Genomic DNA, 14181 nt, shown 5'->3' with positions numbered 1-14181 from the left:
TAATATATCACTCACTTTCCATAGAATATAATGATATTGTATTACATAACCTTCCAATTTGAAATATAAAAATTAAAAATTCAGACTACAAATTAAAGAGCTTACTTTAGTAAGCTCTTTAGAAAAAATATTTATTTCACAATCGGCAATGTCACTTCACTTAATTTCACAGTAAGTTTTGTACCAGCTTTCGGTCTAATTGTATAATCATAATCACTTGCAATTAAAACCACTCCGATTTGATGCCCCGCTTTAAATACATAATCATCTGGCTGCATGTCCCATGTGAATGTATAATCTTTGCCCGGTTGAATCGCTGTTGAATTTTCTATACTCTTTACGTTTTGTGGGTCCATCCAGCCTCTCGTTACGATTTCCGGCTTCGCTCCTCCATAGTCAACAAGTAACGCTGTTAAATTTGATACAGATCGATCAATATTTCCTGTAATTGAAATCTTTGGTGTACCACTTATACGCGTATCTTTTTGCAGTACAGGCATTGTATATACTAATCGATTTGCTACTTCTAATTCTGAGTTTGCTACTAATTGGTTTGATTTTATTTGTGCATCATCTAAGAATGAGAAAACTTTATTAGCCGATCCCATACTTAGTGGCAAATTGACTGATTTATTGCTTAAATACATACGGATTTTTGAAGGTACAGCCGCTGGATCTGGCCAATTTTTTATCTTTTGCCACATTTTATTTTCTCTTTGCACATCAACCATTGGTTCATCCATAATTCCATTTTCAATTCCGTACAACCAATAATCTAACCATTTATTTTGTGTTTGCTGCCAGTTATTACTTGATGTCCCACCATGACCACCTTGGTGTAGCCACATTTTACGCGGAACATTATTTTCTCCAAGTGCTTCCCACCATTGCGCGAACTGTTTCGTTTTAACATTCCAATCGTTTAAACCATGAACAACAAATACACTCGCTTTTACATTTTTAGCATCTTTTACATAGTTACGTTTATCCCAAAAATCATTATAATTACCTGTTTTTCGGTCTTGTCCAGCCGTTAACTCTTTTATAACTTGTCCGCAAACTTCAGGGGTTTCCCTTGTCAGTACTGCTTCTGCCATATTATCTGTATCTTCTCCTTGATACCCGCCTGGAGCAATGACTGCACCATTTGCACGATAATAATCATACCAACTACTAATTGCTGCGATTGGAATAATTGTTTTTAAACCTTCAACTCCAGTAGTCGCAACAGCATTTGGTAATGTACCATTATAAGAAACTCCAGTCATACCTACATTGCCTGTAGACCAATTTGCCTGAACTTCCTCACCCTGTTCTGTAAATGCTTTCGCGCGACCGTTTACCCAATCAATAACAGATTTTGTCCCGAGTATCTCTTGTTCATCTCCAGTTGTAGGGCATCCATCTGATTTTCCAGTACCGATACTTTCGCCTAAAATAACTGCATAACCTCTTGGCACGTAATAGTTCCCATACGAACCAAGATTAATCGCTCCATACGGTTTTCCTTCATACGCATACAATTCTTCATCTACATTATATACAGGAACATCTTTTAATCCAGATCGATATGGACTCATTTCATAAATAACAGGAACTTTCACATTCGGATCTGTCTTTGGACGCATAACTTTTATCGATACTCTGTCTTTCTTACCGTCTCGATCACTATCAACTTCTGTCTCTACATATAAATTTTCGATAATAGCTTCATCGAGAGAATAAATCGGTTTTGTCATCCCATTTTCTAATTCAATTTTCGTATTTTTAGTCTCTTCCTTCTTCTCTGCATGCACATCCATAGTAAAGCTAGGTATAATTGTTGCAGATAGCATTGCTGACAGTGTAATTGCCATTTTCTTTTTACTCAAAATGTTCCCTCCCCTTATTCGTTCTCTTTTACTATATAACAAAATAACTGAAAATTCAGTTTTATTTTATATAAAAGTTGAGAAACTCAAAGATTTCTTATTAAGTAAAATTTAATGCAGGTATGAAAGTATTTTCCCACTTCCTCCTTCTTTATAACGTGAAACTTTAATCAGCCCTCACCAATTGGGCGTTTACGATCAGCAGGGCCACTTCTTTGCTTTCGCTGAATTTTGAGGTGGGGTCTTACTGCCCTGCAAATAGCGGGATAAATAGAGAAAAAGACAACCGATATTTCTATCGCTTGCCTTACATTCCATTTATTATTTTTCTAGCTCTTTAAAGGTATCTTTCAAGTCTTTATCAGATACCTTTATATCTGCATTTTTAAGCAGTTCTCTAGTAACTTGTTGATGGAATTGAGGATCTTGTATACGTTGCTGTTCTAATTCTTTACGAATATTCTCTTTCTCTTCCTCATACGGTTTAAGCTCTTTTTTATCCGTTAGCTTAATAATATGATATCCGAAAGAAGATTTAACAGGTTCACTCAATTGACCAACTTCTAACTTATACGCAGCATCCTCAAATTCTTTCACCATCATACCAGCTCCAAATTCAGATAGTTCCCCACCTTTTTCTTTAGAACCTGGATCCTCTGAATATTGTTTAGCCAATGCTGCGAAATCTTCGCCACTATTTAATTTTTCTTTAATTTCTTTTGCTGTCTTTTCATCTTTTACTAAAATATGGCTAACTTGAAGCTTTGGCTAATGATCTTTAATATCTTTTTCCGTTACGGTTGCTTTAATAGCTTTTTCAAAAGCAAAAGTAAGCTTTAATTTCTCTTTCAACTGAGCTTCATTTTTCACACCATTGGATTCCATATATGTATTAAAATTATCGCCCATCTTGTCTTTTAATTCTTTTATTTGTTTCGTTACCTCTTCATCCGTAACTTTATATTTATCATTTAATACTTTCTCTACTACCATTTCAGATAAATTCTGTTTACCGTAGTTTTCTTTTAATTTTTTGTTAAAATCACTTTCTGAAATGCTTCCTGATTTTGTCGTTACAATATTATCTGATGAACCACATGCAGATAAAGATAACGTCATACCCATTAAAATGCTACCAATTACTAATTTCTTTCTTTTCAAATCTGAATACCTCACTTCATTAAATTCAAATATAACTATGTAAATATAACGTTTTCCTGTGAACTTCACGTGAATTTAATGAAAGTAGAACATTTGCTAATTCTCCATTTAATACATCAATTTCGAAAATTATGGTGATTCATCCTATATCGCTAATCTCTAAAGCTGCAAAAAGGACTAATATTTTCATTAGTCCTTTTTCACATTTATATAAAATTGAATTTCTCCATCTATAGAGGAAACTCCATATTCAAAACCATGCCTTTCTAAAATACTTTTCACTATCGCTAAACCTAATCCTGTACCTGATTTTTCTTTACTACGAGAAGATTCTAGTACATAAAAAGGCTCCCAAATTTTCTCGATATCCTTAATTTTATCCGTAGGAATGCCATTTTTTATTTGGAAATATATACCTTTATTTCTATCTTCTAATGTAATTATTATGTTTTGATTTGCTGTATATTTTATCGCATTAGAAATTAAATTTTGAAACACCATTCTCATTTTATTTAAATCTGCATAAACGATTGTATTGCCCGCATTACAATTTACTTGCAAGTTAATTTCTTTCGAATCCAGTTCAATCTGATGCTTATCTAATATACTCTGGACCAGTGGTTCAATGGGGAATTCTTCTTTTTGTAAAATATCTCTTTCTAGCTTAGAAAATCGTAATAGTTCTTCAATTAAGTTTGATATTTGATCTGTTTGTTTAATAATTGTATCTACGTAAGTCCCATCATCTAATCCATCTTTAATCCCCATAGAGTATGCTTTTACTAATGCGATCGGTGTCTTTAATTCATGCGTTACATCACCCATAAATCGTTTTAAATGTTCATTACGATCAGTTAAATCTTGATGTGCTTCATGTAGTTTTTCACTCATGATATTAATACTATTGGCCAACTCTCCTATTTCATCATTCGTTTTCACTTTCGTTCTTTTAAACTGCAAATGTGAAATATCCTGAGCCACATCACTTAACTCTTTCAGTGGTGTCGTTATTATTTTTGAAAGTATCCACACAAGTAAAATAATAAGAAGGAGCGAGAAACATAGGATATATAAATAAAATGTATTTAACGTATTTATAATTTCATTTGAATTCGCAATGGAAGTCCCAATTAAAATTATCGTATCATCTTTCGCAATATATTTAGCAAAAAAACTCGCTTTTACCTTTCCTTGATCGTACAGTTTATTCGATTGCCCTTCCGTCTTCACTTTCATAACTTCGTCTTTCGTAATCCAAAGCTTATTTAACGTTACTTTCTTTTTCGTAAGTTGCATGCGTAACGCGTCGTTCATAGCATCTTCTGACTGATTAATTGGCGTATACGCAATTGTAACGTTATTTTCACTTTCAATTGTATGAATAACATCTTCTAAATCATTGACTGGCGCATTTTGTATTTGAGTTGTAAATTCATTTAAGTTTTCACGTGTTTTATAAATATTATATTTCGGCAGGAGAAAGTTAATTAATAATAAAGAAATTGTAAATATAAGAATAACGGTTAAAGAAATGCTGAGAAATAGCTTTTTCCCAAGTTTATTCACTTTGTTCCTCCAAACTATAACCCAGCCCACGATGCGTCTTAATAATATTTTCTCCAATTTTTTTACGCAGCCTTCTTACATGTGTATCAACCGTTCTCTCTTCTCCAAAATAGTCAAATCCCCATACAATGTCTAACAATTTTTTACGAGTTAAAATCGTTCCTTTATGATTTAAAAAGCATTTTATTAATTCGAGCTCTGTTTTTGTAATTTCTAACTCTATATCATTTTTATATACTTTATTTTTGGCAAAATTTATCTTTACATCTTGTACTTGAATAATATCATCATGCTGAATAAGTTTTTTCGCTCGCGTAATTAGTACTCCTGGATGAAATGGTTTTTTCACGTACTCATCTGCCCCACTTTGAAGCGCTGCTAATTCATCTTCACTTTCACTTTTCGCCGTAAGCATTAATACTTTTACGCTTGAATTCTTTTTTATTTCCTGACAGACAGTAATACCACTATGTTTTGGCATCATCCAATCCAAAATAGCTAAATCAATTTTTTCATCATAAAATATTTGAAGTGCTTCCTCCCCGTCTTTTGCTAATAATACTTCAAAGCCTTCTTTTTCAAAATAAGCTTTTAAAATCCTTAACATATCTTGTTCGTCATCTGCAATTAAAACTTTCATATTTTTTCCTCCATTGCTTTTAAACAAAAACCAATTGTATCATACAACATCCTTGTTACATGAATGTGACAGAAAAATATTTAAAGCTTTTGAGGGGATAGTAATGGTGAGGTGTTGTACTATGATAAAAAAAATCGGGGTTATTTCTCTTCTTCTATTTCTATTATCAACAAATGCGTTCGCAAATACAAATCAACAAATTGAAGTATTTGATTGTCAAAAAGAAATGGTCATTCAAAAACAATCTTTAGATCCAGTAATCCAAAAAGAAGCAGTTCAATACGCTAAAGCAATAACTGGTCCATTTAAAAACTTAAATGTCGTTCCAAAAGATGGCTATATGATAAAAATCCCTTTATCTAAGCCGGTTTCTATTACTAATCAATGGTTACACACTACAATAGACGAAGTACTTATACTGCTCCCACTAAATGAAAAGCCTTATATTATGCTTTATGATGATGAAAATAATCCGCATTTTTATTATGTAAAAGGTAAACCAGGATTATTATTGAAACACATGAAGGTTAAGTTATAATGTAAGAAAGATCCCACAAATATGATTTGCGGGATCTTTCTTTATCAATTAACAATTTGATTTTCATTTAAAAAATGAATAACCTGTCTTTTATGATGGTTATCATGATCTACAAATTCTTTAATAATATATATAAGAGAATATGGCGTTCCGGTATGAGGACAATGTGATACTCCATTGGCCGTTAAAGGTTTCTTTAGATTTCCAGCAGATAGTAATCTAAGTTCTTTTACGAGTAACTCTCTTTTAGCTTTTGCTTCTTCAAGAAGTTTCATCTTAGATATACCGGATTTGGCATAACTAGATGCTAGTTTATTATATGTATCAAAATCAGGGAACTCCATTCCCTTCCCATCTCTCACTGATGATAATGTCTCACGTAATAGATAGTCATCCCAGTTCATAATATGAGATATTATTTCGCCAATAGTCCATTTCCCCTCTGATATTGGTGCCACCCACAATTCCTCTTTCATACCTTTCAATGTATTTATCCAAATTGAATATTCATTGAAATCATTAATAATTTTATTTTCTCCCATCATCCAATTCTCCATTCTAATATTAGATTCTTATAAATTATAACATCAATCTACATGAAACAGAACAAAAGTTCTACTGGAGAAGTAAACAATAATTCACTATATCCTTTTATATAAGTTCAAATAATGGCTCACTCCCATATATTTTGTCCCTTTCAGAAATCCACTCGAAGTATAAAATTTGTCACCCTGTACTGTATCTGTATTTAAAACAACAATATTAAAATGTTTTTTCGCATCGTTTATAATTCTCGCTAATAATAACCTCCCTAATCCTTTCCTTCGGTATTTTTTTGCAATATAAAATCTCCTTATCCTACCAATCTTATTGTTTATTGTATATGGATCCTCATTTAACCCTCCTATTCCAATTAACTTTTCCCCTTGAAAAATCCCATATAAGCATTCACCAGTTTTATTAAACGTGTTTATTTTATTTTCATATTCACTTATTAGTTTTATTAGGAAATAAAATCCTTCGTCTTTGCTTTCCTGAACAAGATAATCGTGTTCGTATATCATTAAATCTTCAATTTGTTGAATATGTATATCTTTCAAGTAAATCTCCCCTTACTATGAAAATACATAAAAATGCTCTAGAATTTTTGATTCTGAGCATTTTTATGATTGTTATCTTATTCAATTCGTAGTATGTGTATTCTTCACTTTAGATATAAATCGATAATATAGTTGTTTAATTCTTATTTAACTAAAGCATCTGTTTGTTTAAGTGTATACATTCACATTTATATTTTCTCTCAAATATACTATCAGTTTATATATTCCCCATTCTTCTCTAACAGGTTCAAGATAAATTGTAATTTGTTAATCAATATGTTTGTGTAACCACTGTTCAAATATTTTTAACTGTTCTTCAGTATGAAGGTAATGTTCACCCGTCTCCATAACTTCTAATTCACAACAATGTTTTTTTGTAAAATAGTTAATAGTTTCAAATTCGCACAGTTCATCCTTAGCTCCGTACATAATATATGTATCTGTATTCCATGTACTAATAGGATGCTCTTTTACATAGCATAAATAATCCCAATATAACTTTTGACCAATAGGTGTCTCTATAGTCATTTCTTTTTGTAAAAGCTCCGGTGTTACATTAAACCATTTCATCATATTTTCTATAATTCGTTCCATATTAACTACTGGTGATAAAAATAATGCCTTTTCTATCACATCATTTTGAAAAGCTAAAAGGCTAAAATATGCTCCCATACTACATGCAAACACGTTTATTTCTTTCCAATGTTCTTTTGCGTAGTTCATAATTATAGATAATTCATTAACACAAAACTGTACTTTACAAGGAGTGTTATCATTCTTTCTTTCTCCATGCTCAGGTAAATCAAAGCTTAATACTTGATAACCTTTTCGATCGGCTTCTTCAGCTAATATTTGAATAACTGTATCTTCCTTATTTGACATATTTCCATGTACTGCAATAAAAATTTTTTCACTCTTATCTCCCCACAAAACCGCAGGAATATTACTAATTTTAAAATTATTTTTAAGCATATTCCCCTCCATAAAATAAGACATATAGGACTCGAAAAAAATGCACACACTTTATTTATCTCTGTACAGCAGGCAGTATCCGCTTTAAATCTATTAAATCATCTATTACTATATCAGCCTGAGCAAGTTCATCTTCTTGCGCAAAATCAAAATTGCATCCAATTGCCAGTAAACCGTTGTCTTTCGCTGCATTTATATCAGATAGCCGGTCACCAACTACGGCTGCCTCTTTTATATCATATTTGTTCATAATACTTTTAACTAAGTCACCTTTATTTAGCGATTGTATTTGTTCGATACTAAACGTTTCAGTCACCCACTTGTCTAAAGCATAATAAGTTACGATTGCTCGTAAATATTCTTTCAAACCATTACTAGCAATGTAAATGGAACAATTATTTTCTTTTATATATGTAAATATTTCTTTTACATTTGGATATAAAGCGCCTTTTCCGCTTTTTATGTTTTCAATTAGTCTATCTAAAAAATATGCATCTGTTTGTTCTCTTATTTCAATAGAATGTTCCGGTAATAAAGCTTCCCAAACTTTCGGTAGCGGCACACCCATAATTTCACGGTATTTTTCAATCGGTGTTACCGTATCCCATAATTGAAGTGATCTTAAGTGATCAAAAGTATCATCTAACGATAATTCTAAAATTTTATCTGTTTGAAATAATGTTCCATCCATATCAAAAATTAATGCTTGTAACATTCATATCTCTCCTTTTGGACTATAGTTTTACCAGATATATTTTTAAGAATCTCAATAATAATTTCTGAGCAATAATTTGCAGCAGTTTTCGCGAAATCATCATAAGAAACTTGAGCTTCATCATCTGCACTGTCAGAAATACATCGTATAACAAGAAACGGTATATCATTTATGTAGGCAACATGTCCAATTGCTGCACCTTCCATTTCTGTACAATGAGGTGCGTATTCGTCTATTAATTTTGCCTTTAACTTTGAATCTTCAACAAAACATTCACCACTTACAATTCTTCCTTCGTGAGCTTGAATATTTGAACTATTACTGTTACATGCTTTACGTGCTAACTCTATCAATTCCTTACTTGCAATAAACTCCTCTTGAAACGGGAATAATTTTTTCATTTGATTTTTACTTACATCATGATGGGTAACATTAGTTGAAATAACTACATCACCAACTTTTACATCTGGATGTAATCCACCAGCAACGCCCGTATTGATGATAGAGTCTACATTAAATTTATGAATTAATGTTTGCGCACATGCAGCTGCATTTACTTTCCCTACACCAGAACGTGCAATAATTACTTCTGTTCCCATGAATTCTCCAATATAAAATGGCATTCCCGCTATTGTCTGTTCTTCTTGTATTACTAGCTTTTCTAAAAGTAAATCTATTTCAATTTGCATTGCTCCGATAATGCCGGTTCTGTTCATGTATGTAGTCCCCTTTATTAATTAATCCCTTTAATCCTCTCTGACATAACCGACAATAAAAATTTCGGAAGTACAAGTTGTCTCTTTAATCTTTTCGGCTGTGAGAGTAACCTATACAGCCATTCAGTTCCAGTATCCCTCATTATTTTCGGTGCTCTTTTTACAGTACCAGATATTATATCAATCATTCCTCCGATACCAATAGATAGCGGAACGTTTAATGTTTGTATGTTTTCATAAATGAACTCTTCTTGTTTTGGTGAACCTAGTCCTACAAGTAATAAATGCGGTTTGAATTGCTTAATTTTCATTTTTATTTCTTCTATTTCTTCACCATTTACAAATCCATGCTGTCCTTTAAATTGTGCTCCTGGGAACTGATCATTTAATTTTTCTATTGCCTTTTTATTACTTTCTGGCACAGCTCCAAAAAGAAAGACACGATATTCATTGTCGTTACAATATTTTATTAAATCGTGAGTTAAATCCGCCCCAGTAACACGTTCTTTCAAAGTTCCTTTTAATATTTTCGAGCCAATTATGACACCAATCCCATCCGCTGTTATTAAATCCGCAGATAGTAACATCTTTTTAAACTCCTTTGATTTTTCCGTATTTTCCTTTGCAGACATAACAATTTCAGGATTTGCAGTTACTACAAACCTTGGTTTCTCTTGTTGTTCATGTAGCCAACCTTTTAATAAACTTATAGCTTTTACATATTCTAAAGTTGAAAAAGGTATACCTTTTATAAATTGCTGATCCACTGTACTCTCCCCTTACATAAGCTGCAAATATTCATCAATGTCTTTAGAAATTTGAATAAAAGCTTTATTCCAAAATTCATAATTTCTTATATCTATTTCAAAATGTTTTTTCATAAGCTCCTCTACTGGAGCCTTTCCTGTTTCTCGTAAGAACTCTTTATATTTCAAATGAAAAGTACTTTTACCTTCTTGAGCTATTTCTAACAAGCTAAAACTTACTAAATATCCAAACGTGTATGGATAATTGTAAAAAGGAACATCTGCTATATAAAATTGAATATATTTCATCCATACAAACGGCTGGTATTCACTTAAAGCATTTCCATAAGCTTCTTTTTGTGCAATTATAGATAATTTCTCAATTTCATCAGCACTTAAAGGACCCTCTTTACATTTTTCATAAAATGTTTTTTCAAACTGATACGATGCTCGTATTGCCATTACATAATTAAAACTATTTCTTATTTTCCAGCTAAGTAATGACTTTTTCGTATCTTTACTATCCGTTGTTTCAATTAGATAATTTAAGAGTACCGTTTCAAAGAAAATAGATGCTGATTCAGCCGTACTCATTGGCAAATAATCATCTAAAAAAGATGTAGATTGTTCAAAACTCATATTATAAAAATGCCAAGCATGTCCTAATTCATGAGCGAGCACTCTTACACTATTTATACTCCCATCATAACGAATGGAAATTCGCGATTCTTTCTTACTGAAAAATGGAGCACAAAACCCGCCTGGTGGTTTATTCTCTCTCGGTTCAGCATCTACCCAACCACTTTCTATCGCATTACGTGCAAATTCTGCTAATTCTTCATCAATATTCTTCCATGCATCATAAACGTTTTGTATTGCTACTGAAAAAGGAATCATGACCTCATTACTTTCCTTTACTGTCATAAGTTCATGCCATGTAATCGAAGCTTTCCCTTTCTTATACACGTTTAAAGCACTTACTAATTTATCAAGGTTTTCTTCTGTCGCATTCCACATTTGGAATAATACAGTTTCTGAAATGCCATTCGCATGAAAAGATTGTGTTAAAATCTCTCTATCTTCTATTTCATCACTCTTTGCATTACGCAATCTCCCTACTTGATTTAATACAGTAGCAAAGATTTCTTTTTCCTTATGTAAAGCACATGTTAATGAATCGAATACTTCTAATCTTTCCTTTTCATTATCACTATTCATTGCAATAGTATTTGCTTGTCCAAAGGATAATAGTTTATTATTGTGCTCTATTTCTATCCTATCCCGTAATTGTATGTACATATTTTCCCACGCATTAAGTTCATCTTTTATTAACTTAGTATTATCTGAATTTTCCACTTCATTATGTTTTATTACTTGCTGTAATTCACTTTTTAGTTCCTTCACTTTCACGGTCAATTTAGTAAGGTCAGATGGAACACTTTCTTCAACCGATCGACAGTACAAATAGTATTCTGCTTTTTCAATAGCTTGTATAAGCTTTGAAAGAATCTCTACATCTTTTGTTACAAAATATTGCTCTTTCAACTCCAAAATCGGAAATAGAATATCCTCATTCAAATACAAGCGATTTAAATCCCATCCAGCACTTTCTTGCATTTTTATACCCGCCTCCTATTTTTACAAATAGTTACAGATATTTCTCCCCACACAATTATATATGAAATGGCAAAATTTTGATATCTTCAAATATTTAAATTCCTATAAATATATTCTTATTTATACTCTTTTCTTCTACCATTAAGTATCATTACACATATAAAAAATACTCCCTCTACAAGATTGCATTTGATATAGGAAAACTTCAAAGATTTTATCTTCATTAATACCATGTCGACTGATTATCACAGATTAAAAAATAAAAAAGGATTGATCAAAAGATCAATCCTTTACTCTACTTCATTTAAGAAAAATAACGTTATAACGCCAGGTCCTGTATGTGCACCGATTGCTGCACCAATTGTATTTACGATAAATACTTCACAGCCAAATCTTTCCGTAATTAATGATTTTAATGCTTCCGCTGTTTCTAAATCGTCACCGTGAGTCATACCGATTGTTTGACCTTTAAGGTCTTTACCACGTTCTTCCATAATATCAACAATACGGCTTAATACTTTCTTTTTCCCTCGTACCTTTTCAAGTGGTACAAGTTTTCCTTCTTCCACGTTTAAGATCGGTTTAATGTTTAGTAAACCACCGATAAATCCTGCGACTTTGCTTAAACGTCCACCTCTCACTAAGTACTGTAAGTCAGCTACAGTGAAGATATGTTCCATATGGCTCATTAGAAAATCAACACGCTTTAAAATATCTTCTTTTGATGCGCCGTCTTTTGCCATTTTAGCAGCTTCTAAAACGACAAGACCTTGACCATGCGAAGCACATTTCGTATCAATAATTTCTAAATCTAAGTTAGCATATGTTTCTTTTACTTCCTCTTTAATGACAACTGATGATTGATATGTACCAGACAGTTCAGATGAAAAAGCTAAATATATACAAGGATTACCTTCTTTTGCATAAGAAACAAATTTTTCTTGGAACGTTTCAAGTGAAGGCAATGACGTTCTATAAACAGCGCCTTCTCTCATTTTTTGCAATAATGTAACTGACTCTAATGTTACTCCATCTAAATACTCTGTTTCTGCTTCATCATATACACGGAGTGGAATTAAATCAATATCATATGCTTGCAGCAATTCTACTGGTAAATCCGCCGCACTATCCGTAATGATTTTAACACCCATTTTTAAACCTCTATTCTGTTATAAATATAAAATAATAAAATAAAAATAGTACTTTTAAATTATATACGTAAAACTTAAATGAAGAAAGGAAAACACTTTATATTGTATGCACTATTCTTCAAAACTTGAACTATTAATGAAAATGATTCTATTTTAAACACCTTTTTCTTATTATTTTTCTAAAACACGAATAATTTTATAAGTATTTTGTATCATTATATTTTAATTCTTTATCTTAATATAATCTTTTCAAATTGATACTGTTTAAAATGTAAAAGCCAAATCCAATAAAGGAAATGGCTTTTACATTTTCATAAAATAACCAAACTTTATTTTCCATCAAATTGTTTGTTTACATTCATACTTTGGTGATGTTGAATATTAGTCCAGTTATGATAAATATTTATAGCCTGTACTATAATTAAAACAGTGAATATTCACCTGTAAGAATCACTAGATAAAAACAAGTTAAACATTTTATAAAATATTTAATTTTACTAGTAAAGCTAATAAAATTTGGAGAAGAATTTGAACATTTACTGCTATGTCTGTATCCGTAGTCGTAACTGTAACATTTCTAGAATTTCTAATAACAGTTTCTTGTTTATTAATTTGTTTAATAGATGATTTTTGAAACAATTCTTGTGCTACACGGTCAGCTTTTTCACTATCTGCTATAGAAATACTTATTATAACCACGATAGCTGCTTGTAATGCTGCTTGAATAGATAAAGCAGCTTTTGTATCTGTAGTAGTAACTTCTACATCTGCGGAATCTACAATTGTAATAGATTCTTCAGAAATTTGATACGTTTTACTTTCTTGCGCAGCTGCTTCTGAAACGCTAGCATTTTTAAAAGATGGATGAGGATTTGAGGAATCTAATGCACTCCACTTTTTATTTTCATCTGAATGACATGTTTTGTCCATGTGTTCACCCCCTTTCAATCTAAATAATTATTAACTTGTGATTGTATTTCAGAAACAATACTTTTAATTTGCTGCTTTTTTTCTGGTGATAAATTTTTTAGTTTTTCTTCATTTATCCCATGCCTATTAAAAATATCTGAGAGTAAAAGGTCTATAATTATATTCTTTTGATCCTTATCAAACTTAAAGGAAGAAAATTTATTTAAATCATCCATTTACAATATTCACTCCAATCAATTTTCTATAAAAATTTTAAATATCTACGAGCATTATATGTAATGAAATAAAAATTGCTTGGACAAGTAACTTAATCTTCTATTTTCACTTCTTTTTGCTAATAAAATCAAAAGCTGACTTCTAATAAGAAGACAGCTTTCCTTCACTTCACATAAATATAAGTTTCATTACTGTTAAATCATGTATTTTATCTTTATTTGTAGTTTTCCACACTTGCCTTA

General features: G+C 31.5%; 14 protein-coding genes and 1 pseudogene. 1 reads left to right on the top strand and 14 read right to left on the bottom strand.

Going from position 1 to position 14181, the window contains the following annotated elements:
• Positions 1-131 precede the first annotated feature (131 nt).
• The 4 genes and pseudogenes from ACTFRM_RS11355 to ACTFRM_RS11340 form a co-directional block, all read right to left on the bottom strand.
• Positions 132-1871 carry a Xaa-Pro dipeptidyl-peptidase gene (locus ACTFRM_RS11355; protein ID WP_440043305.1) on the bottom strand — a complete coding sequence of 580 codons (1740 nt, stop codon included), beginning with the start codon at positions 1869-1871 and terminating at the stop codon, positions 132-134.
• Between the two features lie 321 nt (positions 1872-2192).
• Positions 2193-3032 (bottom strand): annotated as a pseudogene (locus ACTFRM_RS11350) (peptidylprolyl isomerase PrsA).
• A 189-nt stretch (positions 3033-3221) separates the two neighbouring features.
• Positions 3222-4598 carry a sensor histidine kinase gene (locus tag ACTFRM_RS11345; RefSeq protein ID WP_173600646.1) on the bottom strand — a complete coding sequence of 459 codons (1377 nt, stop codon included), beginning with the start codon at positions 4596-4598 and terminating at the stop codon, positions 3222-3224.
• On the bottom strand, positions 4591-5238 hold the full coding sequence (locus ACTFRM_RS11340; protein WP_000865979.1) for a response regulator transcription factor: 648 nt from the start codon (positions 5236-5238) through the stop codon (positions 4591-4593). Before ACTFRM_RS11340 ends, ACTFRM_RS11345 begins: the two co-directional genes overlap by 8 nt.
• Before the next feature lie 121 nt (positions 5239-5359).
• Between ACTFRM_RS11340 and ACTFRM_RS11335 the strand changes: the two genes are divergently transcribed.
• A complete protein-coding gene (locus ACTFRM_RS11335) occupies positions 5360-5776 on the top strand; it encodes a hypothetical protein (RefSeq protein WP_000591763.1) in 417 nt (138 codons plus the stop codon).
• A gap of 44 nt (positions 5777-5820) precedes the next feature.
• Here ACTFRM_RS11335 and ACTFRM_RS11330 read toward each other — a convergent pair whose 3' ends face one another.
• From ACTFRM_RS11330 to ACTFRM_RS11285, 10 genes are all read right to left on the bottom strand, one after another.
• The gene (locus ACTFRM_RS11330; RefSeq protein ID WP_000504410.1) at positions 5821-6318 is read right to left on the bottom strand and encodes a DinB family protein; all 498 of its coding nucleotides are present in this window, start codon (positions 6316-6318) and stop codon (positions 5821-5823) included.
• Positions 6319-6417: 99 nt separating this feature from the next.
• Positions 6418-6876: a GNAT family N-acetyltransferase gene (locus ACTFRM_RS11325; protein ID WP_000651656.1), complete on the bottom strand. Its 459-nt coding sequence runs from the start codon at positions 6874-6876 to the stop codon at positions 6418-6420.
• Between the two features lie 267 nt (positions 6877-7143).
• Positions 7144-7848, bottom strand: a complete 705-nt coding sequence (locus ACTFRM_RS11320; protein ID WP_173600644.1) for an alpha/beta hydrolase — start codon at positions 7846-7848, stop codon at positions 7144-7146.
• 55 nt (positions 7849-7903) lie between these two features.
• Positions 7904-8563 (bottom strand): HAD hydrolase-like protein, encoded by a 660-nt coding sequence (locus ACTFRM_RS11315; RefSeq protein WP_000938422.1) that lies wholly within the window; start codon positions 8561-8563, stop codon positions 7904-7906.
• Entirely contained in the window at positions 8548-9279 is a 732-nt protein-coding gene (locus tag ACTFRM_RS11310) for a 5'-methylthioadenosine/adenosylhomocysteine nucleosidase (protein WP_088322508.1), read from the bottom strand. The genes ACTFRM_RS11315 and ACTFRM_RS11310 overlap by 16 nt, the downstream gene beginning before the upstream one ends.
• Before the next feature lie 17 nt (positions 9280-9296).
• Complete coding sequence (locus ACTFRM_RS11305) at positions 9297-10046, bottom strand: WecB/TagA/CpsF family glycosyltransferase (protein ID WP_173600643.1); 750 nt, start codon at positions 10044-10046, stop codon at positions 9297-9299.
• 12 nt (positions 10047-10058) lie between these two features.
• Positions 10059-11642 carry a M3 family metallopeptidase gene (locus tag ACTFRM_RS11300; RefSeq protein WP_173600642.1) on the bottom strand — a complete coding sequence of 528 codons (1584 nt, stop codon included), beginning with the start codon at positions 11640-11642 and terminating at the stop codon, positions 10059-10061.
• 290 nt (positions 11643-11932) lie between these two features.
• The gene (locus tag ACTFRM_RS11295; protein WP_440043303.1) at positions 11933-12793 is read right to left on the bottom strand and encodes a DegV family protein; all 861 of its coding nucleotides are present in this window, start codon (positions 12791-12793) and stop codon (positions 11933-11935) included.
• A gap of 477 nt (positions 12794-13270) precedes the next feature.
• The gene (locus ACTFRM_RS11290) at positions 13271-13723 is read right to left on the bottom strand and encodes a spore coat protein (RefSeq protein WP_000361676.1); all 453 of its coding nucleotides are present in this window, start codon (positions 13721-13723) and stop codon (positions 13271-13273) included.
• A gap of 14 nt (positions 13724-13737) precedes the next feature.
• Complete coding sequence (locus ACTFRM_RS11285; RefSeq protein ID WP_000342253.1) at positions 13738-13938, bottom strand: spore coat protein W; 201 nt, start codon at positions 13936-13938, stop codon at positions 13738-13740.
• Positions 13939-14181: the final 243 nt, after the last annotated feature.

This window comes from Bacillus cereus group sp. MYBK227-1 (assembly GCF_051916325.1).
GTDB lineage: Bacteria > Bacillota > Bacilli > Bacillales > Bacillaceae_G > Bacillus_A > Bacillus_A cereus.
The sequence above is the reverse complement of the archived record's forward strand: the minus strand, read 5'-3'. Positions and strand labels throughout refer to the sequence as shown.